This is a genomic window from Bacteroides sp. 41_26, assembly GCF_949740115.1.
Classification (GTDB): domain Bacteria; phylum Bacteroidota; class Bacteroidia; order Bacteroidales; family Bacteroidaceae; genus Bacteroides; species Bacteroides nordii.
The window spans coordinates 63,719-89,183 of the sequence record NZ_CATJGZ010000090.1 but is presented as its reverse complement, the minus strand read 5'-3'; the positions used below and the strand labels follow the sequence as shown (position 1 = coordinate 89,183).

At 40.3% G+C, this 25,465-nt stretch carries 20 protein-coding genes; 8 read left to right on the top strand and 12 right to left on the bottom strand.

The annotated features are described in order from the left end of the window. Positions 1–52 precede the first annotated feature (52 nt). The 4 genes from rimM to tsaB form a co-directional block, all read right to left on the bottom strand. Positions 53–592 carry a ribosome maturation factor RimM gene (gene rimM / locus QX565_RS14130; protein ID WP_221649580.1) on the bottom strand — a complete coding sequence of 180 codons (540 nt, stop codon included), beginning with the start codon at positions 590–592 and terminating at the stop codon, positions 53–55. After that, a complete protein-coding gene (murA, locus tag QX565_RS14125) occupies positions 589–1,893 on the bottom strand; it encodes a UDP-N-acetylglucosamine 1-carboxyvinyltransferase (RefSeq protein ID WP_289293159.1) in 1,305 nt (434 codons plus the stop codon). The genes rimM and murA overlap by 4 nt, the downstream gene beginning before the upstream one ends. A 145-nt stretch (positions 1,894–2,038) precedes the next feature. Continuing rightward, the gene (locus QX565_RS14120) at positions 2,039–2,653 is read right to left on the bottom strand and encodes a DUF4290 domain-containing protein (RefSeq protein ID WP_221649578.1); all 615 of its coding nucleotides are present in this window, start codon (positions 2,651–2,653) and stop codon (positions 2,039–2,041) included. Positions 2,654–2,701: 48 nt separating this feature from the next. Then, complete coding sequence (tsaB, locus tag QX565_RS14115) at positions 2,702–3,391, bottom strand: tRNA (adenosine(37)-N6)-threonylcarbamoyltransferase complex dimerization subunit type 1 TsaB (RefSeq protein ID WP_289293158.1); 690 nt, start codon at positions 3,389–3,391, stop codon at positions 2,702–2,704. A 172-nt stretch (positions 3,392–3,563) separates the two neighbouring features. Here tsaB and QX565_RS14110 point away from each other — a divergent pair, with 172 nt between their 5' ends. From QX565_RS14110 to nadD, 5 genes are all read left to right on the top strand, one after another. Next, positions 3,564–5,693: a sensor histidine kinase gene (locus tag QX565_RS14110; RefSeq protein ID WP_289293157.1), complete on the top strand. Its 2,130-nt coding sequence runs from the start codon at positions 3,564–3,566 to the stop codon at positions 5,691–5,693. Further along, positions 5,690–7,288 carry a histidine kinase gene (locus QX565_RS14105; RefSeq protein ID WP_221649575.1) on the top strand — a complete coding sequence of 533 codons (1,599 nt, stop codon included), beginning with the start codon at positions 5,690–5,692 and terminating at the stop codon, positions 7,286–7,288. Before QX565_RS14110 ends, QX565_RS14105 begins: the two co-directional genes overlap by 4 nt. Positions 7,289–7,412: 124 nt before the next feature. Further along, on the top strand, positions 7,413–8,291 hold the full coding sequence (locus tag QX565_RS14100; protein WP_221649574.1) for a YicC/YloC family endoribonuclease: 879 nt from the start codon (positions 7,413–7,415) through the stop codon (positions 8,289–8,291). Positions 8,292–8,345: 54 nt separating this feature from the next. Then, positions 8,346–8,912, top strand: coding sequence for a guanylate kinase (gmk, locus tag QX565_RS14095; protein WP_221649573.1), 567 nt, complete (start codon positions 8,346–8,348; stop codon positions 8,910–8,912). Further along, positions 8,909–9,481: a nicotinate (nicotinamide) nucleotide adenylyltransferase gene (gene nadD, locus QX565_RS14090; RefSeq protein WP_221649572.1), complete on the top strand. Its 573-nt coding sequence runs from the start codon at positions 8,909–8,911 to the stop codon at positions 9,479–9,481. Before gmk ends, nadD begins: the two co-directional genes overlap by 4 nt. A 187-nt stretch (positions 9,482–9,668) precedes the next feature. Here the strand turns inward: nadD and QX565_RS14085 are convergent, their stop codons facing one another. Next, positions 9,669–10,715: a metallophosphoesterase gene (locus tag QX565_RS14085; protein WP_221649571.1), complete on the bottom strand. Its 1,047-nt coding sequence runs from the start codon at positions 10,713–10,715 to the stop codon at positions 9,669–9,671. A gap of 121 nt (positions 10,716–10,836) precedes the next feature. Here QX565_RS14085 and QX565_RS14080 point away from each other — a divergent pair, with 121 nt between their 5' ends. Continuing rightward, positions 10,837–11,733, top strand: a complete 897-nt coding sequence (locus QX565_RS14080; protein ID WP_289293155.1) for a 1,4-dihydroxy-2-naphthoate polyprenyltransferase — start codon at positions 10,837–10,839, stop codon at positions 11,731–11,733. A 61-nt stretch (positions 11,734–11,794) separates the two neighbouring features. Here the strand turns inward: QX565_RS14080 and rfbB are convergent, their stop codons facing one another. Then, positions 11,795–12,928 (bottom strand): dTDP-glucose 4,6-dehydratase, encoded by a 1,134-nt coding sequence (rfbB, locus tag QX565_RS14075; protein ID WP_221649569.1) that lies wholly within the window; start codon positions 12,926–12,928, stop codon positions 11,795–11,797. Positions 12,929–12,949: 21 nt separating this feature from the next. Continuing rightward, positions 12,950–13,816 (bottom strand): glucose-1-phosphate thymidylyltransferase RfbA, encoded by an 867-nt coding sequence (gene rfbA / locus QX565_RS14070; RefSeq protein ID WP_221649568.1) that lies wholly within the window; start codon positions 13,814–13,816, stop codon positions 12,950–12,952. A gap of 152 nt (positions 13,817–13,968) precedes the next feature. Between rfbA and QX565_RS14065 the strand changes: the two genes are divergently transcribed. Together QX565_RS14065 and QX565_RS14060 are read left to right on the top strand one after the other, a co-directional pair. Beyond that, the gene (locus QX565_RS14065) at positions 13,969–14,529 is read left to right on the top strand and encodes a DUF5034 domain-containing protein (protein WP_289293153.1); all 561 of its coding nucleotides are present in this window, start codon (positions 13,969–13,971) and stop codon (positions 14,527–14,529) included. Positions 14,530–14,543: 14 nt separating this feature from the next. Further along, positions 14,544–15,425 carry a hypothetical protein gene (locus tag QX565_RS14060; RefSeq protein WP_289293151.1) on the top strand — a complete coding sequence of 294 codons (882 nt, stop codon included), beginning with the start codon at positions 14,544–14,546 and terminating at the stop codon, positions 15,423–15,425. 113 nt (positions 15,426–15,538) lie between these two features. Here the strand turns inward: QX565_RS14060 and QX565_RS14055 are convergent, their stop codons facing one another. The 5 genes from QX565_RS14055 to QX565_RS14035 are packed head-to-tail and all read right to left on the bottom strand — an operon-like array spanning position 15,539 to position 25,463. Continuing rightward, complete coding sequence (locus tag QX565_RS14055) at positions 15,539–17,245, bottom strand: RagB/SusD family nutrient uptake outer membrane protein (RefSeq protein WP_289293148.1); 1,707 nt, start codon at positions 17,243–17,245, stop codon at positions 15,539–15,541. Positions 17,246–17,277: 32 nt separating this feature from the next. Further along, the gene (locus QX565_RS14050; RefSeq protein WP_289293147.1) at positions 17,278–20,439 is read right to left on the bottom strand and encodes a SusC/RagA family TonB-linked outer membrane protein; all 3,162 of its coding nucleotides are present in this window, start codon (positions 20,437–20,439) and stop codon (positions 17,278–17,280) included. A 42-nt stretch (positions 20,440–20,481) separates the two neighbouring features. Beyond that, positions 20,482–22,041: a fasciclin domain-containing protein gene (locus tag QX565_RS14045; RefSeq protein ID WP_289293146.1), complete on the bottom strand. Its 1,560-nt coding sequence runs from the start codon at positions 22,039–22,041 to the stop codon at positions 20,482–20,484. Positions 22,042–22,076: 35 nt separating this feature from the next. Further along, positions 22,077–23,894 (bottom strand): fasciclin domain-containing protein, encoded by a 1,818-nt coding sequence (locus tag QX565_RS14040; protein ID WP_289293145.1) that lies wholly within the window; start codon positions 23,892–23,894, stop codon positions 22,077–22,079. Between the two features lie 12 nt (positions 23,895–23,906). After that, positions 23,907–25,463 (bottom strand): RagB/SusD family nutrient uptake outer membrane protein, encoded by a 1,557-nt coding sequence (locus QX565_RS14035; RefSeq protein WP_221649562.1) that lies wholly within the window; start codon positions 25,461–25,463, stop codon positions 23,907–23,909. Positions 25,464–25,465: the final 2 nt, after the last annotated feature.

Below are 25,465 nucleotides of genomic sequence, written 5' to 3'. Positions count from 1 at the left end.
GTAAGCATTTCGCTAATTCTTTCTACTACTGATTACACAGATTAACACTGATTCATTCTTCTTCAAGTTCATCAAGATTCAGTAACCCTTCGGGCAAATCAACCACAATGAGTTTCCGTTCCTGATCAATACCTTTAATAAACTCTTCCTGTGCAGGTACCAACAGTTCTTCACCATCCGGACGTTCTACCACAAAAAGCGTGTTAACAGTAGATGTGTCTACATCTGTCACTTCTCCCAAATCGCCGTGAGTGTCATCCTTCATACGGAAACCAACAAAGAAATCCCAGGAGAGTTCTCCCGGTTCCGCTTCGTTCACATGCTCTATAGGGAAATATACATCTACATTGGTAAACATACGGGCACGCTCGGCAGTATCTACTCCTTCAAGTTTCACCAAAGCTGTGGAGTCAGAACGAAAACGGTACTCTTCTATAAAAAAAGGAACAAAAATACCGTCGAGCAGACAAATAAAGTAGTCACAATCAACACGGTCGAAGATGTCATCTGTAAAAGTGAACGACAACTCACCATGTATACCATGAGGTTTATTAAAAAATCCTATTTTATATACTTCTTCTTTTCTTATCATATTCGTGTAATTCGCGCACCAATAGCATTCAACCGACCCTCAATATTCTGGTAACCACGATCTATCTGCTCTATATTATGAATACGACTAATCCCTTCGGCACTCATTGCAGCAATCAGCAAAGCAATACCGGCACGAATATCAGGTGAAGTCATATTACCACCACGCAATTTGAAACCGTGATTATGTCCGATTACAACAGCACGGTGCGGATCACAAAGTATTATCTGCGCTCCCATATCTATCAGTTTATCTACAAAGAACAGGCGGCTTTCAAACATCTTCTGATGTATCAGCACACTTCCCTTGGCTTGTGTGGCTACTACAAGCAGTACACTAAGTAAGTCGGGGGTAAGTCCGGGCCAGGGCGCATCGGCAATAGTCATAATAGAACCGTCAATAAATGATTCTATCTGGAAGTTTTCCTGTGCAGGAACATAAATATCATCTCCACGCTGTTCCAGTTTAATACCAAGACGACGAAAACTTTCAGGAATAATACCCAGGTTTTCGTAAGAGACGTTCTTTATAGTGATTTCACTCTTTGTCATAGCCGCCATACCGATAAAACTACCTACCTCAATCATATCAGGCAGTACTGTATGTTGTGTGCCATGCAACTCTTCCACCCCTTCAATAGTCAGAAGATTAGATGCAATACCACTGATCTTAGCCCCCATCCGGTTGAGCATCTTACAGAGCTGTTGTAAATAAGGTTCACAGGCAGCGTTGTAAATGGTAGTGGTTCCTTTCGCCAGAACAGCAGCCATCACAATGTTGGCAGTTCCGGTTACGGAAGCTTCATCCAACAACATGTAAGTACCATGCAGGTTATCTGCAGTAATTTCATAAACACCACGTTCATCGTTGTATCTGAAATCAGCTCCCAGACTCTGAATACCGATAAAGTGGGTATCCAAACGGCGACGACCAATCTTATCACCACCGGGTTTGGAAATCATAGCTTTACCAAAACGAGCTACCATAGGCCCTATCAGCATCACAGATCCCCGCAGGCTGGAACATTTCTTCAGAAACTCATCACTTTCCAAATAGGCCATATCTACATTTTCAGCTTTGAAACTATACGTATCAACACCTTGCTTTGCAACTGTCACCCCCATATCTCTCATCAGCTGAATAAGATTATTAACGTCCAGAATGTCGGGAATGTTATTTACTATTACTTCCTCAGCAGTAAGCAATGTAGAGCAGATAATCTGCAACACTTCGTTTTTAGCACCCTGCGGATGAATCTCTCCACACAGTTTGTGCCCTCCTTCGATTACAAATGAAGCCATATGATTAGTAGTTAGTAGTTAGAATTTAGTAGCTAGTAGCTGGAATTCAGTAGTAAGTAGTTAATAGTCAGATTTTAGTAGTTGGTAGCTCAAACAACACGTCACATGGATTCTAGCGACTTACTACTAGCTACTTACTACTTAATCAATATTTTCTTCTCTGATTATTATTCCGGTTATTGGTATAATTCGTTTTCGGACGATAGTTCTGTGCCAGACGCTCTGCCATCAAACGAACAATATCATCATCCATCTGTAGTTTTCCACCGGAAAGTTCAGACAGATCCTCAGCAATCTTACGATCATCTACCGTATCCTTATTCCAGGCCATATAATCTTTCTTCATATGGTTACAAATAAGAGCGATCAGATTTTTCTTTTCATCTCCTTCCGGAAATTCACATGCTTTATTAATAAGTATCTCAAGCGTACGTCCGTAATGGCGATAGCGAATTTTAGTACTTGGATAAGGGATAGGTTCCGGTTTTGTCCCTAAGTTCTCCTCGCGGATGATCTCGTATGGATATTTAATATCCAACTTGAAGTTGGCCATAATAGCCAAATGATCCCACAGTTTATGTTTAAAATCGGGTACATCTCTTAGATGAGGAAACATATTTCCCATAATATTGATGATAGTATTTGCACAACGTTGGCGTTCGGCCGGATCTTGGATAGTAAGTGCATGATCTACCATATTCTGGATACTTCGCCCATATTCGGGAAGGGGCATTCTCTTCTGTTGGGTGTTATACTGCATAAAATAATAATTAAAAATTAAAAGTTAAAAATAGGAACAAAGCACTTGTTACAATACCTTTTTAGGAAGGGAAGCAACAAACTCTTTCAAATAAAAAGGCTCAAAATAGGCTACATCTTTATAATCCTCTTTTGCTACAGCTTTCTCGGCAAGCGGAAACATCATCTTAGCCAAAGGATGTATATCGTCAATAAAATGTGCATTCGGATGTGTTATCTTCTCTCTACATTTGGCTGCACCATTACCAAAGAAATAAACCGGATGTTCATCCAAAATATCAAGATAGGAATTCTCATCGATAATATCCGCAGAAATAGGACGTATTACATTCAGGCTGCGATCATAAACAGCTGCATATACCTCCATACGGCGTGCATCAATCATTGGACAGAGAAGAGCGTTTTCCGGTAACTCATGATACAACAATACCGGTACACACAATACTTCAAGTGTAGGAATACCAATCAGCGGTATATTACGTCCATAGCAAATCCCTTTAGCCATTGAAACCCCGATACGAAGCCCGGTATACGACCCTGGTCCACAACTTACAGCCACCGCATCCAAAGGAATTGCATGACTATCGATAAACGACAAAGCCTCATCAACAAAAACTCCTAACGACACGGCGTGTGAAGGACCTTTCATATCTTCCTGCACAAAAATCGTCTGTCCGTCTTCACTCACCGCTACCGAACACACTGCGGTAGAGGTTTCAATATGTAAGATACACGACATAATTTTCAGATTATTAAACTGACGCAAATTTAACTGATTATTTTCAGATTACCACACGGTAGCATGAATTAAAGCAGATTTCAGTTAAAATTCATTGTTAAAATGTTTTTTTTGCTTACTTTAGCAGACTATTTTATACAAGCAAAAGGCATAAATAAACAACAAACATGACATGAGCTATCTCCGCTGTATCCTATATACCCTTCTCTGCTGTCTGGGGACTAACATTTCTCTAGCACAATCTTTCCAAGAGAACAAACCCGGTATCCCTTTAATTTCTGTCCAGGTAATTCGCGGAGACAGCCTGAAATCATTGCTCAACCAAACTACAAATCCTCATAAACGTATCGATTTGCTTCTCAATCTAAAAGACATTAATGAAGGAAATGTGATTGAAACACAATATACAAGACAATTGTTCGAAGAAGGTAAAAAAGCGAAAGATTCCTATGCAACCTTTGTGGCAGTAACTCATATGGTCACCAAGTACGCCAATCAGCAAGAAAGGTCGGATTCTTTACACAACTATTATATCAAAACGCTGGAAGAAATAGAAAAAGGGACTCCTGCCGAAGGAGCAGCCACCTTCTTCAGAATGAATATCTACCACAGATTAATCGGTGCTACAACCGGCAAGCAGGAACGTACAAAAATCTTCCGGAAGATACGTAAAGAGCTAAAAGCCAGGCAAGTTACTGAAGATAAATATCAGAAAGTGGAGCGTTTGTTTCTTGAAGGATTGATGCAACTGTGGGAGCTCAACGACCAAGGAAAATCTAAAATCTATGTACCTGAAATTCCACTTTGGGAAGAAGCCTGGAAGACAGCACAGGATTTTCCGGGAGAATATGTCCGCAGATATTATTTGGGCTCCATCCACTCCCTTCTGAGTGGTGCTTACAATCAGAAGCAAGATTACGAGAACCAAAAAAGAATCACCTGGCAAGTAATTGATGAATGTAAAGCTTACTACAAACTTTCAGAGGAAGTGTATCCACGTCCTTTTCTCTATAAAGACAATACATACGTGAGATATTACACACAGTTGATACGTGGTGCTATGTATATCAGCGACGAAGAAGCCTACAAGATTTATAACCTTTTCCGCCAGCATATGCTGTCTGCCCAAGAAGAGTTTTTGGACCGGAACAAAATATATCTTTTTGAAACTGCTTATCTCTTCCTGGGAAATATGCATCGGGTAGATGAAGCCCTTGCTAATTGTGACTCACTCATCCACATGATTGAAACCAACCATGCCCCCGGATTCACCCGGGTATTGGAAACCTATAAAAATAAAGCCTACCTTTTCCGCCGTGCCAATCGCCCGGAAGATGCTTGTATCGCTTATGAGCGTGCGATGCAGGTTTCTGATTCTTTAATTAAGAAAGAATATGTTGAACGCGTTGAAGCATTACGTCTCAAAAATGATATCGACAAACTCAAACTGGAAAAAACGGTACTGACTGCCCAAAACCGACTGATAGAATTTATCTTCACCATCTGTATTTTGATCGTAGTGGTTTCTATCAGTATGTATTACTACAAAAGCCTTAAAAAGACGCGTAAACTTCAAAAGGAAATTTACCGGCAAAGCATCAAAGCACAAGAAAGCGAACAAATGAAGTCTGCTTTCATAAACTCTATTTGCCATGAGATACGTACTCCTCTAAACTCTATAAATGGTTTCTCTGAGATACTAATTGACGAATCGACCCCTTTAGAAGATAAAAAAGAATATCAAGACATCATACAAGAAAATACGCGAATACTGACCTCACTACTCGATAGCCTGATAGAGGTAGCCAATCTGGACAGCCTTACCGAAGCACTCCCTCTGGAGGATATAGAAGTTACCTCAATTTGCCGTATGGAAATGGAATTTCTACAAGAGACAGAAGGTAAAGAAGGCATACAATATTTACTTGATCTTCCTGCGAAAGAGTGCATAGCCCATACCCACGCACAATACCTCTCATTGTTATTACGCTCCTTACTGAACAATGCAAATAAGTTCACCCAAAAAGGTAGCATTTGTTTATCTTGTAGTTGTGACAAAGAAAATAAAAAAATCATTATTAATGTAACAGATACCGGCTGTGGCATTTCGGCAGACAAACACGAATATGTATTCCAGCGTTTCACCAAGCTGAATACGTTTACTCTTGGTAACGGATTGGGACTATACTTATGTCGTCTTATTGCAAGGCATATGAATGGAAACATAAAAATAGATCCAAACTGGTCTAAAGGAAGTAAATTCATCTTCACAATCCCTATGGGAAACAACAAAACAGAATGAACACTACAAAGTATTACATATTATTACTTTTTCTTTTCTGTACACCGTTCGCTTTATCTGCCGAAAACACGTTGAAAGATAGTTTACAGAACGTACTGAAACATACCGTTGATGCCCCTCAACGGGTCACACTATTAATTAATATATTAGACCTGTCCGACTCTGATCCTGATGAAATTTCTATTGCACGCGAATTATATAAAGAAGCACAGCAGGTCAATGATAAGTTTGCTTTATCTGCATCATTGGGGCCAATCACAATCGGTATGATAAACAATCCGGAAAAACGAGACTCTCTGTCGATGATTCTCAACCAGGCAGAAAGCTTTATGAAAAATTCTACCGAAGATGGTATACCGGAATATTATAAGATGACACATAAAGCACGAATCCTGCAAATGGCTTCACGAGATGAGCGGGCAGAAATTTGCGACCGCATTCAAGAAGAGATCAATGCACAAAAGCCTTCTGAGAACAGATATCAGAAAGCTTCCCGACTCTTTCTCACAGGAGTAATACGCTACTTATTTATTTCGTTGACAGAGAGTTCTGACTTTAGCGAAGCATTACCATACTGGGAAGAAGCCTGGAGGCTGGTAGATGAATTTCCACTCCCTGCCCGTAAGAACTTCACAGCCAATATTTACGTCATGCTAAGTTTTTCGTACAAAAACACCGGAAACAGCGATAAACTAATCAGAATCTCAGAGGAATATCTGAAAAGAATGGATGAATACTTCACCCAGAAAGAAGTTATCAACCGCCGTCCTTATATCTACAAAGACAATGCTTATCTGATATGCTATCAACAATTAATGCTTAGCCATAAGCTTATAGGTAAGGTAAAAACAAATGAATATTACACTAAATATTGTAAATTTGCAAGAGACGGAAAAGGGGACGCTCTTTTACGTAACAAACTCTATTTCTACCTGGCCAGTCAACAATATTATGAGAGTCTGGAAAGCAAGGAACAAGCACTGGCTTTCTGTGATTCAGTAATAAACCTTATCGAAAGTGGAAAAGCAATCAACGTGAATTATACTACCCATTATCAGAAAAAGGCAAGATTACTGAGAGAGCTAAAACGGCAGGAAGAAGCCTGCCTGGTGTACGAACGAGCTCTCCACGTAACAGACTCATTGGTACGAAAAGAGTTGTTGCAACAGATCGGTGAAATGCAAGTGACCAACGAAGCATCCGAACTTAAACTGGAAAAAGCAGCAATCAGCAGTAATATCCACAGTATTGCATTTTATTGTACTACAGGATTAGTAATCATTTCTATCCTCTTCAGTATTTACTTTTATATTAATCTGCAACGTACTAAAAAGCTTCAGCAAGAATTAATCCGACATACCCGGAAAGCGCAGGAAAGTGAACGTATGAAATCAGTCTTTGTCAAATCCATTTGCCGGGAAGTACGTGCACCATTGGATAACATTAACACCTTCACCAAACAGATAACGGACGATTCGTTAAGTTCCGAAAAACGGGCTCGATACTCCAGTATCATTACTGACAATTGTAAAGAACTAACCTCCTCATTGGACAATATGCTGGAAACTGCTTATAAAGAAAGTTCTTCTCAATAGCACATATAACAACACATTCCCCTTCAATAAAAGGTATAACAGAGGGATATATCGCCATATTTTTTCGGTTTTGAAGCAATAATCTTAAAATATTCCTGTACTTTTGCAAAAAACAATTGATTATATGATACAATCTATGACGGGATATGGCAAAGCGACTGCTGAGCTGACCGAAAAGAAAATAAATGTAGAGATTAAATCGCTCAACAGTAAAGCAATGGATTTATCTGTTCGTATTGCTCCGGCATACCGTGAAAAAGAGATGGAAATCCGTAATGAAATCTCACGGACGCTGGAACGCGGTAAGGTAGATTTTAGCCTTTGGGTAGAGAAAAAGGAAAGTGCCGAAAGTGCTACGCCTATCAATCAAGTGCTGATAGAAGGATATTATAAACAGATAAAAGATATTGCAGACAATTTGAGCATTCCGGTTCCTGTAGATTGGTTTCAAACACTACTTCGTATGCCGGACGTAATGACAAAAACAGAAATACAAGAACTGACTGAAGAAGAATGGGAAACCGTGCACGTCGCTATTGAAGAGGCTATAAAACATCTGGTTGATTTCCGCAAACAAGAAGGTGCAGCACTGGAAAAGAAGTTTCGCGAAAAGATAGCAAATATCTCTCACCTGCTGGAATCTATTACTCCATACGAAAAAGAACGCGTTGAGAAGATCAAGGAACGTATTACAGACGCCCTCGAAAAAACTCTAAGCGTGGATTATGATAAAAACCGCCTGGAACAAGAGCTTATCTATTATATAGAAAAACTCGATGTCAATGAAGAAAAACAACGCCTCAGCAATCATCTGAAATACTTTATCAGTACCATGGAAAGTGGTAGCGGTCAAGGTAAGAAACTCGGATTTATTGCCCAGGAGATGGGACGTGAAATCAACACATTGGGTAGTAAATCCAATCATGCAGAGATGCAAAAGATTGTAGTCCAGATGAAAGATGAACTGGAACAGATAAAGGAACAGGTACTTAACATTATGTAGTGCTTCCCGCACGGGGAAGTGCGGCAAGCCTTGTTTTACTAACACAAATTGTGTATGAAAGGGAAACTTATTATTTTTTCCGCTCCTTCGGGTTCGGGTAAATCTACAATTATAAATTATCTGCTAACGCAAGATTTAAACCTTGCATTCTCCATTTCGGCTACAAGCCGTCCGCCACGTGGTGAAGAGAAGCACGGAGTAGAATACTTCTTCCTCTCTCCGGATGAATTCCGCCAGCGCATTGCGAACAATGAATTTCTGGAATATGAAGAAGTATACAAGGATCGTTACTACGGCACCTTGAAAGCACAGGTGGAACAACAATTGGAAGCCGGACAAAATGTAGTGTTCGATGTAGATGTCGTAGGTGGATGTAATATAAAGAAATTCTACGGAGAACGAGCCTTATCCTTGTTTATCCAACCACCCTGCGTGGACGAGCTTCGTCGTCGTCTTGTGGGTCGGGGCACAGATGCTCCCGAAGTCATAGAACATCGTATAGCTAAAGCCGAATATGAATTGGGCTTTGCCCCCAAATTTGATAAAGTGATTATCAACGATGATCTGGAAACAGCCAAAGCGGAAGCGTTGAAAGTAATCAGAGAGTTTCTGACATTATGAGTAAATTGAAAACCGGAATATTCAGCGGCTCTTTCAATCCGATACACATTGGACATCTTGCATTAGCTAATTATCTTTGTGAATTCTGCGGGTTAGATGAGGTCTGGTTTGTAGTAAGCCCACACAATCCATTGAAAGAGCAAGCTGATTTATGGCCCGACGAATTGCGCCTCCAATTGGTACAGCTTGCCATCGGAGACTATCCACATTTCCGTGCTTCTGATTTTGAATTTCATCTTCCCCGCCCCTCGTATACAGTCCACACATTGGACTGCCTGAAAAGCAGCTATCCCGAACGGGAATTCCATCTGATCATTGGTTCGGATAACTGGCTGACATTCAACCGTTGGCGCGAGCCAGAACGAATTATTGCAGAGAACCAAATACTCATCTATCCACGTCCCGGATATCCCGTAAACAAAGACGAATTACCCGGAACAGTCCGTATCGTCGACTCTCCTACCTTCGAAATAAGCTCCACATTTATCCGTCGTGCTCTGACCGAAGGAAAAGATGTACGCTACTTCCTCCATCCGGCTGTCTATCGCCTGTTGCGTGCTGAATTATAGGGATACTCCTTATCTCAATAAGGGTTGTTGTACGACATGTACATGTCGTACATCCCCAGATGTACATGTGGAACAGTACGAGATGTGCATCTCGTACTGCATGACATGCACATCTCGTACATCGTTAAACTACGCCCTCCCATGCATTCCAATACAATAAACGATACGAAAGGAAGTATGAGCCGTACTACTGCTTCTGTTGATGTAACGTAATAACCACCACTTCTGTCGGAGCACCAATACGTATATTCCTGTTAGAAGTACCCAGGCCATTGGTAACAATCATTGGTATATTAGCCGTATTATACTTTAATCCTGTAAGAAAGCGGCTTCCATAGTGAGAGGGGATAATAGGGGCATAACCAAAGATACGCACTTGCCCACCATGAGTATGCCCGGCAAGAGCAAGATCAGTATTTGCAACAGAAACATCTTCGACGTAATCAGGAGTATGAACAAGCAAAATGACAAAGTCCTCAGGAGAAAGATCAAGCGTAGGCGATTTAGCATTCTGTTTCAAATCAAAAGGGTTGCGCACACCGGCAATAAGTATCTGTTGTCCTTCGCGTTTTAGTGTGTCCACCCGATGTTCAAGAACACGCATACCATAGCGTTGCATTTCACGAACAATGTCATCATGGCAACGCTCGTAATCATTGTTACCCATCACGCCATACGTTCCCATCGGAGTTTTCACCTGAGACAAAGCAGCAAACAATTCGGGTACATATTCACAACCTTCCTGATAGTCCCCTCCCATCAGCAGTACATCCGTCCGTTCAGCTATCAACAAACGAACGAGACCAGCCAGTTCCTTTTCTTTAAAAAGACTCTTATAATGAAGATCGGAGATAAAAGCAATACGGAAACCATCAAAAGCTTCGGGCACATCCCGATGAGTAAAGTCATACTTCACCACTCGGTCCACTCCTTTATAAGCGGAGGACGTACTTACTGCAGAATGCGTAATTAATGTACCGGGAGCCGTTCCTGCCGGAACAGAAGGACGAGCCACAACAGATTTAGATTGCTTCTGATGCTTTTTGTTACGTTCCGGTTTCTTTAGTGTCGAATAATCCGGAGCAAAAAGCGTAGAAGACAGAGTGGAAGTATCAGAATGAAGAGAATCCACATTCAGTATAGGATAGGACGGAGATACTACCAGATTTTTCTTCGATTTACAAGAAGAAAAGAGAAAAGAAAGTAAAAACAGGAAGTATATTAACTTCTTCATATGTCAAAATAATAAGTGAATGAGCAATTTTCTAATTTGTTACCCAAAAGATACCACGAAGACGGGCTGCAAATTATTTTTCGAGAAGCAAAGATACGGATTTTTGAAGTATCTTTGCAGTATGGAAGAGATAAAACAAAATTCGTTGCGTGCATGGATACTTGCTGCACGCCCTAAAACACTGGCAGGGGCAGCTACACCTGTACTTGTAGGTACTGCTCTGGCTTATGCCGACGGACAGTTTCACTGGCTGCCTGCACTGGTATGTTTTCTTTTCGCCGGACTGATGCAGATTGCAGCTAATTTTATCAATGATTTATTCGACTTTCTGAAAGGTACAGACCGGGAAGATCGCTTGGGACCGGAACGGGCTTGCGCACAAGGCTGGATTTCTCCCAGTGCTATGAAACGGGGAATATTATTCACCATAGTCATAGCATGTCTTATCGGATGCATACTGCTGTTTTATGCAGGTTGGCAGTTGATACTCGTGGGGATATTATGCGTAATGTTCGCCTTCTTCTATACCACAGGACCTTATCCCCTTTCGTACAACGGCTGGGGAGATGCACTGGTAATCCTGTTTTTCGGATTCGTTCCGGTAGGTGGTACCTACTACGTACAAGCACTCACATGGACTTCGAATGTAACAATAGCTTCATTCATTTGCGGATTGATCGTAGATACTCTATTAGTAGTAAACAACTACCGTGACAGGGAAGCGGATGCACAAAGCGGAAAGCGAACGGTAGTAGTCCGTTTCGGAGAACCCTTCGGCAGATATCTATATCTGATATTGGGAATTATTGCCGCAATATTGAGCCTGTGGCTATTGTCGGAGACACTCATTCCAGCCATCATAACAGCAGTTATTTATCTTACACTACACATCGCCACCTGGCGCAAAATGGTAAAGATACATAGTGGTAAAAAGCTAAACAGCATACTGGGCAAAACTTCGCGCAATATGCTGCTTATGGGGATACTTCTATCACTGTCATTAGTAATTAGTAATTAGTGATTAGTACCATGCGGCATAATAGCGCAGCCACTAATCACTTATCACTAATCATTAATCACTATTTATACATCCTTTCGTAGTATTTCTGATAATCGCCACTGGTTACTTCTTCCACCCATTCCTGATTATTCAGATACCACTCAATGGTTTTCACAATGCCCACTTCAAACTTTGTTTCAGGATACCAGCCTAACGCATCGGTAATCTTTGTTGGGTCAATAGCATAACGTTGGTCATGTCCCAAACGATCTTTCACGAAAGTAATCAGACTCTCGTTCATCCAATCGATAGTTATTTCACCATTAGCATTCTTTTCCTGCTTTTTCAGTACCTTACGATATTCCGGATGCTCAGTCATCAAACGATGTATAGTAGCAATGGTCAATTTAACAATTTCGAGGTTGGTCTTTTCGTTATGTCCACCCACATTGTACACTTCGCCTTCTACTCCCTGGCGCACTACCAGATCAATAGCTTTACAATGGTCTTCCACGTACAGCCAATCGCGTACATTACTACCGTCACCATATACAGGAAGTTTCTTTCCTTCAATAATATTCTTGATAATCAATGGAATCAGTTTTTCCGGGAAATGATACGGACCATAGTTATTAGAGCAACGAGTGATAGTAACCGGCATTTTATACGTATCATGGTAAGCCATTACCACCATATCCGCACTTGTTTTTGAAGCACTGTACGGACTATGCGGGCAGAGCGGAGTTGTTTCATGAAAATACCCTTCAGCCCCTAACGAGCCATACACCTCGTCAGTAGATACCTGGTGATAACGTACTCCCTTACGCCAGGTTGGATATCCGTTCTCATCTTTTCCTGTCACCCAGGCACGACGGGCAGCGTCAAGCAGGTTCTGTGTACCCAAAATATTAGTAATAAGGAATAACTGAGGGTTCTCAATACTACGGTCAACGTGACTTTCAGCCGCGAAGTTCACAACATAGTCGAACTTATATTCAGCAAAAAGCCGATCAGCCAAATCACGATCGCAGATATCTCCTTTCACAAAAAAGCAACGTTCATTGTCAATGTCTTTTGCAATGGTGCCAAGGTTTCCGGCATAAGTCAGTGCATCGAGCACCACTACACGAATATCATCATGTTTGGCCAGAATGTACTTCAGATAATTAGCGCCAATAAATCCGGCAGCACCGGTTACAAGATAAGTTTTCATATTATTTCTGTTATGTTGATTTTATTGTTCAGCCAGTTCCAAAAGATATTTACCATACTCTGTCTTTTGTAGTTTTTCGCCCAGTACACGAAGTTGCGCTGTTGTGATCCAACCGTTACGCCAAGCTATCTCTTCAATACAACTGACATAAAATCCCTGTCGGTTCTGAATAGTAGCCACAAAATTAGCGGCTTCAAGCAAACTATCACAGTTTCCTGTATCCAACCAGGCAAAACCACGGCCAAAAAGCTCAACCTGCAACGTACCTTCATCGAGATAAAGCTTATTCAGATCAGTAATTTCATATTCACCCCGGGCAGAAGGTTGAAGCGATGCAGCCTTTTCAGTAACAGTAGCATCGTAAAAATAAAGACCGGGAACAGCATAATTACTTTTAGGGATAACCGGTTTCTCTTCAAGAGAAATGACCTTTCCTGACTCATCAAACTCAACTACTCCATACGCACGGGGATCTTTCACATAATAGCCAAAGACACAAGCCCCCTTCTCTATCATAGCCGCCCGACGAAGCATAGCCGAGAATCCTTGTCCATAGAACATGTTATCTCCAAGTATCAAACATCCCGGTTCTCCATTCAGAAAATCGGCGCCCAGTACAAATGCCTGTGCCAACCCATTAGGTTGTTCTTGTATCTTATACTGAAAAGACATACCCAGCTCTTCACCCGTTCCTAAAAGATCACGAAACATAGGTAGATCACGGGGAGTAGAAATTATCAATACTTCACGAATACCCGCCAACATCAATGTAGAGAGTGGATAATAAATCATCGGTTTGTCATATACCGGCATGATTTGTTTCGATATGGCTTTAGACAATGGATAGAGGCGCGTAGCACTTCCACCGGCAAGAATAATCCCTTTCATAAGTAGTTCTTTGTAATTACGAGGACAAAGAACGGAAAGAATTTTGAAATGACAAAATAAAAAGACAATAGTATAAGCAGTATTCTGCTTTTTATTACATTTATAGAGTAGATTGAATCCTATTTGTAATCACCTTCAAGAAATAAAGACTTATGAAAAAACACTCCCTGCAACTACTGATACTTTGTGTATTCTTGGCCGTAACAGCCATGACCTGCGATGACTATGACATCGAATCTAAACAAATTCCCTGTGTTTTGACAGGAATAGAAGTATATTCCTGGGATAATGCAGGAGATACCCCGCAAGTCCCAACAGAACAAAAAATAAAGAAAGAGGCCTATATGCTGGAGATACGATTGACTTCGGACGCAGGAACACAGCCTGATAAAGAAATATATGACAGCAATTATAAACTGGAAGACGGTATTGTGAAAATCAATATCTATACAGAAGAACCGTTCAACAATGATTTTCAAAAAGATGCAGACGTGACTTCCTGCTTTCAGGATTATCCGGCCCGACTCACTAAATATCAGATCAAAGATTATACCAACCAAGGAGATACCATTCAGTATGTAACTCCCGTCAATCAGATTTTCAAAGCACTATTGGTAACACCACAAGCAGGGACACATAGCTTCCGCGTAGTTCTGACAACGGCAAACGGAGACAAGATAGAACGTAAGATCACCCCTGTTACATTGTACTAAAAAAAACACAACTTATGAATAGAATTTATCTACTACTATTGCTATCGGTGTTTTGTGTAACCACACAAGCACAAAGCAGCTTGAAAGAAATAAATAGAATAATTCAAATAGACTTATCCGGCGGAGCCAATTTCGATCTGAGTCACCGTACAGAAAGAAACATGATGACTACACTTACCGATCGTAGAAAAGTAGTTCCGGCATTAGATATGCGTATACTACATTTTCCTTCCCAAAAATGGGGATGGTATATCAACCTGGAGCTAAAAATGATAGGAGAACAAATAAGAAGTTGTTACCAGGAAATATGTCAGCCCCTTGAAGCGAATTATTATATTAAGAACAATATTCCCTATATAAATTCAGAACTCAATAAAACAACTTTCAACATGAGCACAGGGGTTGCTTATCGGATTGAAAACAAAAGATGGGCTTTCTACCCAAGATTGGGTATTGGCATAAACAACCATACCTGCCAGACAATAGATATTGAACTAAAAGGTAAAGGTAACAATGAATTATACAGCATAAACACATATCTCCCGGACAAATACGATAACTACGTAAATATATTTATGGCAACTTTAGGAATCAGTACTAATTACAAGCTTAGCAAAAGATGCTATTTATTCCTTGATATGGCTTATGTACAACCTTTGGAAAATGTCCACGTAACTTATACAAAAAGTAATCTTTATGACAAACTACCAGAAAAACAAACCTATAAAAGCAGCACTATCGGACGTGACTTTACTGTAAGTATCGGTTTAGGATTTCCTATTTATCTGAATAGAGCCCCAAAAACAGCCCAAAAGAAAACCACTCAAAAAGAACGAATGAAAAGGATTATGGAACATAAACGAAAAGCATTCGGACTATTCCCCGGTAACAAATAAGTCCCCATCCACTTTGTACTAATTGAAATTCTAACTTATCAAATATAAAAATGACCGCTGGATTTTATTATCTATAAATAAAATCCAGCGGTCATCTCATCTTCCTTCGTTTTCTATTTCAAAAACCATGCATTTATATCCATCAGTTTACTTTTCATAGCTTCCGGATTCCCATATTTTACAGCAACCTTTTCAGCCATAAATGCCGGATGATCTGCTCTATGATGCGATATACGTAGTAAGTCAAAGAAACGGTTACCTTCATAGGCCGTTTCCGCAGCCATCTCTTCAAGGATTTTTTGCTCAACCCAATCGACAGAATCCTGTAACGCTACAGCAGGAGGGTTCTGTGAGAAATCAGGAATTACGAAGTCAGACATATCTTTCGAAATACCCATCCCGCGCCCACGGCAAGCCGTACCTACATTATAAGACGTAAACGAGAAATCAAGATACGATTCTCCACCAGCCAATTCGGCAGGATTTACCCTTTCCGGATTGGCAATTGTTTCTTCCGTCAACCCATATTTCAACACTGCAAAGGCAAATGTAGGTTTTCCGGCACGGTTTACAGCTTCAGCAAAGCGTAAATAAAGATGAGGATGACGATAAAGAGGAATCGATCTCAGAATATATGCATTCTCCAGCAATCCATTGTTATCCTCAACAGGTATTGTAAATTCCTCTTGTGCACCATTCACAAACTTCTTAATAAGCATCTTCGGACCCACACCTGCAATATTCGCCGATTCAAACGCATCTCCCAATTCTTCATTGGTAGACGGAATTTTTATGTTTCCACGCAAATCGCCTGTAAAGTAAGCCGTAATCGTTCCGTCCAAACGGGTAGCAAAGAAGTGTGTTTTCAATGACATTTCGTCAATAAAGTTTTGTGTGGGCAGCAGACTTGTTACATTATTGAAAGACATGTTAACCAAATCAGTGTGATAGTCTTTCGGTACAGAACTATACGCTATTTTAGTAATCACTTCATCAATATAAGAATTGATATGTTCACCGGTAGCACCGTCTCGAGCCTGAGAATTCCAATAACTAATATAGCCTGATGAGATAGAATAGTTTTTATCGACCATCAATTTATAATACATACCAGCCGCTTCATTATACTGATTCTGATAGAGATATAAATCTCCCAGCAACATCGGAATGGGAATAAAGAACAACGGTGAGTACAGACCGTCAATAGAGCCATAATTCAGACTACGTACATCAATATAAGGAAGCAAATCGGTAATCAACTTTGATGCCAGATCGTCCATCCCGATCACCGGATATTCTTTTAAAGCCGTATCATAATCTAAAATAGGCTCAGTAATGTAACTTACCTTTCCATAAATCTGAGCCAACTGAAAATAGGTCCATGCCCGTATCGCTTTTATCGCTGCAAACTCAGGTAACATCACTTTCTCATTACGAATGGTGATTGCAGTATCCATCCGGGCAATCGCATAGTTGCAATTATTGATGATCGTATAATAATTCCGCTTATTCAAATAGGTGTTCTCTGAAGTAATATCGAAGTTATTAATCTCTTTCAAAGAAAAAGACGCATTATCAGACACAGTCATCAAATCACCACGCAACTCACCAAGTAACACATAGGGTTCTCCCACCTTTTGAAGCTGTGAGAGTATACCTATTACAGAATAAATTGAATCGTTGGGCGACTTGAGCTGATTATCATCTTCAAAGGCAACCCTTGAAGAATCCGTATTCAACATATCCTCACAACTCCCTAAAAAGAATAATACTGTGATCAAAGTGAGCAATGCTCCTGTATGTTTGATTTTAGTTTTCATATCTCTTATGTTTTTTTACAGACTAAAGGTTATTATAAATTAACTCTAACTCCTATCAGGAAAGAGCGGGATTGGGGTGTAAGACCTGCATCTATACCTTGATACAATACCGAATTACCATAAGAGAATTCAGGATCCGCACCTTTATATTTTGTGAGAGTAAACAGGTTGTTGACGGTTCCCCACACTGTAATTTCCTGAAGATAAGACAAATTCAGTGGTACTTTGTAAGATACAGACAAGGTCTTGAATTTCAAGAAAGAGGCATCCTCAATCCAACGATCCGAGAAACGTGAGTTCCCCATAGGGTCCTTGTATACAGCACGAGGGATATCGGTCTTCTGCCCATTGGCTACCCAACGGTTTTGCATACTTGTTGCCTGATTATAGATATTACTACCCGACTCCAAATTAGCCCGAAGTCCGTTATAAGCGTCATTGCCATAAGAGTAGGTAAACAGCGTTTCAAGAGTCAGATTCTTATACCGCAGATTGAAATTAAAGTTTCCGTATAAGTCCGGATTAGGATCACCAATCACCTGCAGATCTTTCTCATTGATGATATGATCTTCCACTACCTCCTCAAAACGCATATCACCGGCACTAAACGGAATAAGCTCTCCCGATTCGGAACGAAGACTTAATCCTGCTGCAGCTGCTTCTTCACTGGTACTGAAAACACCTTTAGTCTTGTATCCGTAGAATACTCCCGCAGGACTATTCTCGGCAGTAAGAATCCGGGCTCCCTGAAAATCTGTGGTGTATGAACCACCTGCCAGTGAAACTATTTTATTCTTATAATGTCCCAACATCGCACCGAAGTCAAGTTGCCAATTACGCAAATTAAGCAAACGCACATTCGTCATAATCTCAAATCCTTTATTCTTCAACTTACCATCGTTAGTCAATGAATACTCAAGGCTCGATGTTTCAGGAAGCTGCTTACGTATCAGCAAGTCTTTGGTAGTAGAGGTGAAAAAGTCTGCTCTAACTGACCAACGGTTATTGAACATGCTGAGATCCACACCGAATTTGGCTTTTCCCGTGGTTTCCCATTTCAGTTTGTCATTCTTGTAATTAGCAAGAATAAGGCCGTTGGCACTTCCCATAAAGTTTATAGAGTTAAAGTACGAACGAGTTGCATAATTCTGCAGGTCATCATTCCCGGAAAGTCCATAGCTAACATCCAGCTTCAAGAAATCCAGAAAACGGATGTCTTTCATAAACTCTTCGGACGAAACAATCCATCCGGCAGACACAGAAGGGAAAATCCCCCATGCAAGCCCACCCATTTTGAGGGCACCTTCGGCTTCTTTACCAAAACGTGAAGAAGCATCCATAGCAGCAACTACATTTAGCAAATAACGGTTCTGATATTTATAATCCGCATTAAAGTACCAAGACATAGATCGCCAATTCTCTGTTGTACCAGAAGTACTACGCAAGCTGGAAGTTGTATTCGACAAGCTGTTCATACGATCTGAACTGGTATTATGCCCTTCACCGTAGTTTGACTCCAAATTATCAGAGAAAAAGCGATACCCACCGGTCAAATCTAAATTATGAACACTGTTACGTATCGGAGACCAATCAACAAAGGCGTTCCAATGAATCGAAGTCTGCTTTGCCATGGAGTTTTTAACCATATTGCGCGAGTAGGCATATATTTCTCCGTTCTCATTCACCAATGGCTGCTCAGCCAAACCTTCCGACGGCTTGAAATACTCTTCGTTCAGTTTATCCCACGTATAACTGAACATCAATCCTACCTTCAGTTTATCCGTAAAAGAATAAGACGGAAGAGCGTTGATATTAAAACGATACTTCTTAGAAAGCCCTACACTCAAATCGACCAAAGAGATCGGGTTACCAACACCCAACTCATCTACATTACTCAATTTTGTGCTTTGTGAACCATCGCGGTTATATTGATAAGGACTATACACCGGCGACTTGATCAGTGACAGGTAAGACGGTGAAGCAATCTCATCAATACCATCGTTACGCATGTTATTTTCAGACTGTGCGAAAGCAATGTCAAAAAGGAACTTCAATTTATCAGTCAGATGAATATCCGAATTAAAACGTACGTTCAAACGGTTAAAATCTGTATTTTCAATATTCCCTTCACTCTTATTATATCCTACAGAGAAAGCATACAATGCAATTGCATCTCCACCTTTCACACTGATACCATAGTTCTGGCTCATTGCTCCCTTGTTTATCAGCTTCAGCCAATCCGTGTTATTATGGCTCGCTTTATAGTAAGACTTCGTTTGATCATCATCCAGAAAATGCAAATTATTAACCAGCGAACTGTTATCATACACATCGCTTAATACATCGGATGCATACAACCGGTAATCTGCCGCTCCCATCACGGGAATCGTCTTGTAAGGAGACTGATACCCCAAAGACATAAAGGCGGAGATATCAGTAGCCATACTCTTACTACGCTTTGTATTAATGATCACTACACCGTTACCACCTTTACTGCCATAGATAGACGTTCCGTCTTTCAACACTGTAATATCTTCCACATCGTTGGGATCAATCAATGCAAGCGGATTATTAAAGAATCCAGCATGAATGGAAGCCATTCCTTCCTGCATCTGCCATATCGCCCCATCAACGATATATAAAGGCTGAGCCTTCATATTCAGAGAATTCAATCCACGAATAAAAACAGCCGCCCCATTTCCCGTTGCTCCGGAATGTGATACAGAACGCAATTCTCCACTCAGACGAGTTGAAAAATCCTGATCAATACTTGCAATCGACGGTGTAACCTTTGTTACCACGCTCGCCTTATTGGCCGATAAAACCGTTTTATCATAAAAACTGCTTGCCTCTGTGTCTTCCAACAACTGTATATTAACGTTACTACGTCCTTTCACCGAAATGATCTGAGGCAGATAGCCGGGAGCATCAACAGCCAATGTCACATTCGTATGAGGCACTTTGAGTTCAAACATTCCGTCATCGGAGGTCATTGTCGTGATTCTCGTATCTACCACACTGATTCTGGCTCCGGCAAAATTCTGTTTCGTAGATGAACTTACCACCTGTCCTCTCACAATATGTTTATATTGTTCAACCTTTACCTGGGCAACCACTGTGGAGTCAGCTTCCTGAGCCATCACAGCACCGCCACCTATTGTCATAAGCAAGCATAGACCTATCGGTTTAAGCATAAATCTCATATTTAAATATATCTTTTTCATTGATCACTGCTCCTATTTATTACGAATGGGTTCAAAAATAATCCTGTCAACACGGAATTTTCGAGTGAAAATATTAGCACTGAGTTCAGTTTTTGACACATTTGTATCTATTCTGAAATTCGTCGTCACATCTTTCGGAAGCAAACTGCTTTCTTCATCAAGCATCCACAAACGATCATAATAATTCGAGACTGGGAATTCAAATTCACTGGCTACCTTAATCCTTGTTTTTTGGGTTCCACTGGTCACAAATTCATCAGATTTAATCGTTTTGAATGTCGATTTACCCTGAGCATTCATATACGTAATGCGGAAAGAAAGCTTGGTACTGTCATTGGCAAAAGACTCTCCGTCAATAACAGCCGGTATAAAATCGGCATAGATATCATACTTACCGGAAAGTACGTCCGGAATATCAAATGTAACAGAAGGCTGTGCAGAAGTATTAGTCGGTTGTACCTCAATATAACGGTTACCGCTAATTTCTCCTATCCCACTATTCGTCCCTACCGTACGAGTATAGATACTGGTATAAATTCCCGTTACACGTCCTTCCTGTTCTTCACATTCCACCGATATGGGCTTATTCCATGTTTCAGTATTATCATACCTGATTTCATCTGCCAAATAAATCACACCGTTAGAAGCATTCACCCGGCTGGTTCCTTTGAAAAGATTGTTAACATCTGTAATGATACTTCCCGATGTTGATGTCAATGTCGTATACTCCGCCGGATCATTGATTCTTTCTCTGTAAATCAAATCATTGATAATGGCAAGTGAAGTTTGTACTCTCTTAATTGAATCTGCCAAATCAGCATCTGCGTTATAAACATTAAAATAAGGAGAGATCCGTTCATAAGCAGCATCCCAGGCAGCATCCGTCGGAATAATCATCGTAAAGACAGAATCTTCGGCAGAAATATTACCTAAACCATACAGTTTATCCTCCAGCAAAGGATTATACCAAGTCGTGATCGTATCATACCCCTGTTCTTCCTGTATCTCCTTGAGATATCTCGAAATAAACGAGGCTATTTTAGTCGTATTACTTTGAGCCGTAATGTATTCAGAGAGATTATGAGCATATACAATTTGCTTGTCTACTGTATGCAAGATACCATTTTTGGCAAGCCGGTCTTTCGATATCAAGCTACTTCCCCCAAAAGTCAAACCATCCTGATGAGAGTAATAATACACCTTACCGTTTATCATACGTATCACTTTAGAATCCGGTTCCGAAGTAGAGTGATTGAAACGTGCAATATGATTGCTAACCAACAGACGTACCTGTTCCAGATCCGATTCATCCACTGCTGCAATCGCCTCATCGCTGGGCGCCCAAACGGTAAACGTCTGAGTTGAAACGAGCAACGTATCATATCCTGCCACTTTGATGAGCTTGGCAAACTTCGATAATGAACTGCTTTCTTTTATTAATTCATAAAGGTTTTGATCCGGCAGCGTTTGATTCCGGTCATAATGTTCGTTCCATTCATCCTTGCACGAATACATCATGAAAGAGACAAAGAGCACAGCAAGTAGAAACGCTGTTTTTATGGTATTCTTCATAAAAGTATATTTTTTTATTTATTCCTCTTTTAGTATCAATCTTTCCCTTCTTTATCAATATAGCTCACCGGTACGTATTCCAGATAATCGAAATGGAATTCAAGATTGTCAGCTTCCACATTCTTCGCTCTGAAATAGTGCGGAGCATAATCCTGGAAAGTAAACGTACCGATAATAATACGAAGACTCATATTATCCTGACGCAATGTCTTGTGGCCATTCAAACTATAAATAGAATTCGGTGCTTTCATATAGCCGCGGTTTCGCATCATCTTATCATTTTCTACTCCTTCATCAGTTGTTTTGTCATCATCTACCCAACCTACACGAGGATCGGTACCAACAATTCTCAAGTCGACCGGAATACCCACAATTTCATCATCAATAAATAATTGTGCTACTCCGCGCCATGTCTCTGCACGATATCCCAATCTGATTTCGTAAGTTCCGGGAGGAACCGGATGCATCCTTAACGTGAAGTCGTACCACCCGGACATAACCATTTCGTCCGCCTGATAATTGGTCCAGTCTTCACTTGCCCAAAGTTTTAGTTTGGTATCATTGGTGAAATGAAAATAATCCCCGCAATAATCAGCCGTGAAGGTATGAGAATTATCTATCATCTTCCAACGTATGTTATTATTTGTCAACTGAGGAGGAATGGAATAACAGTCAAAACGAATACGTTTATTCAACACATCATTCTCCATAATGTCTTTATCGTACACCAGAATCTCATTCAACGCATGAACATATCCGTTCAATCCATTCAGATTGCTCTGAAAATCACTGATACTAACATGAGTGCCATCCTTTTGTGTGTTCAGCCTATTCCCCGATTTTATTTCAATCATCCGGTATTGAAGCATCGTCTCATAATATTCAAATCTCTCATTTTCAGCACCCGGAGCCGTTGCTGCCCCTGAATACAGAAAATCATTTGTAGACATCTGTCTTTCCAGCATATGATAGGATACAAATTTATTCAAAGCATTTTTTCTACTTGTATAATCATTGGCATCCTCATTCCCATAATAACGGGTAGCATACTCAGCCATTTCTTCTACAGTTTCTATGCCTGCCTTTTTGAAAGCCTCATTCGTTTCAGCGAATATGGTATACCCATATTTTTTCATTTCCGGATACTTAAATGTAGTTCCACCAAGCACCAAATCCGCTGCCGGCTTTTCATAAGTGAAATCGTATACTTTCATGATCGAATCACACATCCCAGTCTTTTCAAGAGCCTGAGAGAACAGACTGAAATAATCTTTATCCTGCATAAGCCCAGTCAAATAGGCATTAGACGGATCCACAATATCTCCTATCACATGAATAATTCCATTGTGCACTTCGATATCTTTCCGCAAAATAGGCACTTCCTGATTAACCAGAATTGTCTGATTTCCCTCCGTAAATCCCGAAAACGATATATTGATAAAACGATCGCTCATACTGGGTTCCGGAAGTGAACCCTCCTGAAATGATTCTGTCGCATAATTGGTTAATTCACTCTTGATAACGTGATTATAAACAATCTGCAACTTATCTTCTTTCGTCAAATCATTATAGGTAATTTCTTTCGCCTTGAAATATTCCTGAAAAGCAGAATCCGTAGGCATGAAACAAGTGAAATGTCCGTAACTGGACAATAAAGAAGAGGTTCCGGAATCATTAATAAGCTGATTGAAAACGGTAAAATTAGTTCGGTTGCTACAATAGGAAGCAACAGTTTCTCCCGTAAACGTATAGAATGCATCCCCTTCTACATTGTCGTCCACACAAGAGGGCACCAATATAGTTGCAAATAGCAAGAGAATAAGAACCGATATTGAATATTTTATTTTCTTCATAACGCTTGATTTTTATTCGATATTTGATGATGTTACATAAAACGGATTTTGTTTTAATGCAGTGTTTGCTCTCAGCTCATCCACATTAATCGGCATATACAAAGCATCTAATTCACTCAGTTTACTCTTAGTAGTCGTATTATCCAGTTTACTATATTTCTTAAGCAGATAAGTATTCACCACATTGGCAGGCTTCCCACCTTCCCTACGGATTCTACGCAATAAATCAAAATAACGTTTACCCTCAAACAGGAATTCTCTTTGGCGCTCATCAAAAACCAAGTTTCTCATGGCACTCTGCGTGTAATTGTTAGAATTCGACAATGAACCACTTCCCAAATCCGGATTGGCACGATCGAATGTCTTAGAGACCAAATCGAGAGCTCCCTGCAGATCGGTTCCTATCTCTACCAAAGCTTCCGCTTTCATCAAATAAATATCCGCCAAACGATAAAATATCCAGTTAGGAGCCTCCGCATTGAAGACATAGTCACCTTCTCTGACTGTACTCGAAGAAGTTTCTACCCTCAAAGCCATATACTTGGCTATAAAAGAAGAGCCTGTGGTACTAAAAAAAGCATCTTTCCCTCTCAAGTCAGTGGGTTCAAAAAGCGAAGGACTCATTGATTCAAAGTTGTATGGCGACAATTTATGCATATCCTGTCCCGCACGCCCTCCAAACATTCCATACATTTCATTCATCGCATAATTTGGATAATTCTTCAGACTGAACTGTAACTCAAAAATGCTCTCTTTTGAATTTCCCAAATAGTAAACAGATTCATTATACACCCGTGAGCTTTCCAACTGAAGCTGTCCGAGATTGGCCAACACCTTATCACAATAAATAATGCAGTTATTATAATCGTTCTTCCAAAGATACATATCGGCTATAAGGGCACGTATGGCATTCTTTGTTATACGTCCTTTTGTATAAAGCAGATTACTCCACGTCTTCTCGTCCGCAGCCTGATTCTCTACACTCTTCAAATCATCGATCAGGAAATTCAATAAATTATCAGGATTCTCCTGTTCCACTTCAAAAGGTAAACTGTCATCCGCATACGGTTCAGTGATCAACGGAATATCTCTGAAAGTACGTAACAGCATAAAGTAGCATAATGCCCGCACTCCTTTTGCTTCAGCAATATAAACATCCAGATTCTCACGTTTAAAGTTCGGATCTTTCGCCTGTACCTCCGGAGCAAACTTAATCACTGTGTTACAAAAATTAATTACACTATAATATTCTCCCCAATAAGTGTATGAATTGGAGGAATTCAAATTAATATTCAGAATATCCCTGATCGGATCAGATTTACCTGTTCCGGCTTTTACGTTGTCCGAACGCAATTCACCCCAAACGATGGCACGCTCTATAAATCCGGTTTCATTCATTCCACGATAACATGAACCCACCATGCTAAGCACATCGTTTTCATCTTTCCAGAAATCTTCAAAAACAGTCTCCGACTTGGGACGTATATCAAACCAGCTTTCACAGGATGCAAATGTTCCTCCCAATAAAGCCATCATAACTATACGCAATATATATTTCTTTGTTTTCATTT

Coding starts and splice junctions, on each gene's coding strand:
- gmk (WP_221649573.1), top strand. CDS start 8,346: ATGAAAGGGAAACTTATTATTTTTTCCGCTCCTTCGGGTTCGGGTAAA.
- QX565_RS14055 (WP_289293148.1), bottom strand. CDS start 17,245: ATGAAAACTAAAATCAAACATACAGGAGCATTGCTCACTTTGATCACA.
- rfbA (WP_221649568.1), bottom strand. CDS start 13,816: ATGAAAGGGATTATTCTTGCCGGTGGAAGTGCTACGCGCCTCTATCCA.
- rfbB (WP_221649569.1), bottom strand. CDS start 12,928: ATGAAAACTTATCTTGTAACCGGTGCTGCCGGATTTATTGGCGCTAAT.
- nadD (WP_221649572.1), top strand. CDS start 8,909: ATGAGTAAATTGAAAACCGGAATATTCAGCGGCTCTTTCAATCCGATA.
- QX565_RS14110 (WP_289293157.1), top strand. CDS start 3,564: ATGAGCTATCTCCGCTGTATCCTATATACCCTTCTCTGCTGTCTGGGG.
- QX565_RS14045 (WP_289293146.1), bottom strand. CDS start 22,041: ATGAAGAATACCATAAAAACAGCGTTTCTACTTGCTGTGCTCTTTGTC.
- QX565_RS14100 (WP_221649574.1), top strand. CDS start 7,413: ATGATACAATCTATGACGGGATATGGCAAAGCGACTGCTGAGCTGACC.
- QX565_RS14120 (WP_221649578.1), bottom strand. CDS start 2,653: ATGCAGTATAACACCCAACAGAAGAGAATGCCCCTTCCCGAATATGGG.
- QX565_RS14065 (WP_289293153.1), top strand. CDS start 13,969: ATGAAAAAACACTCCCTGCAACTACTGATACTTTGTGTATTCTTGGCC.
- QX565_RS14050 (WP_289293147.1), bottom strand. CDS start 20,439: ATGCTTAAACCGATAGGTCTATGCTTGCTTATGACAATAGGTGGCGGT.
- QX565_RS14085 (WP_221649571.1), bottom strand. CDS start 10,715: ATGAAGAAGTTAATATACTTCCTGTTTTTACTTTCTTTTCTCTTTTCT.
- murA (WP_289293159.1), bottom strand. CDS start 1,893: ATGGCTTCATTTGTAATCGAAGGAGGGCACAAACTGTGTGGAGAGATT.
- QX565_RS14040 (WP_289293145.1), bottom strand. CDS start 23,894: ATGAAGAAAATAAAATATTCAATATCGGTTCTTATTCTCTTGCTATTT.
- tsaB (WP_289293158.1), bottom strand. CDS start 3,391: ATGTCGTGTATCTTACATATTGAAACCTCTACCGCAGTGTGTTCGGTA.
- QX565_RS14035 (WP_221649562.1), bottom strand. CDS start 25,463: ATGAAAACAAAGAAATATATATTGCGTATAGTTATGATGGCTTTATTG.
- QX565_RS14105 (WP_221649575.1), top strand. CDS start 5,690: ATGAACACTACAAAGTATTACATATTATTACTTTTTCTTTTCTGTACA.
- QX565_RS14080 (WP_289293155.1), top strand. CDS start 10,837: ATGGAAGAGATAAAACAAAATTCGTTGCGTGCATGGATACTTGCTGCA.
- QX565_RS14060 (WP_289293151.1), top strand. CDS start 14,544: ATGAATAGAATTTATCTACTACTATTGCTATCGGTGTTTTGTGTAACC.
- rimM (WP_221649580.1), bottom strand. CDS start 592: ATGATAAGAAAAGAAGAAGTATATAAAATAGGATTTTTTAATAAACCT.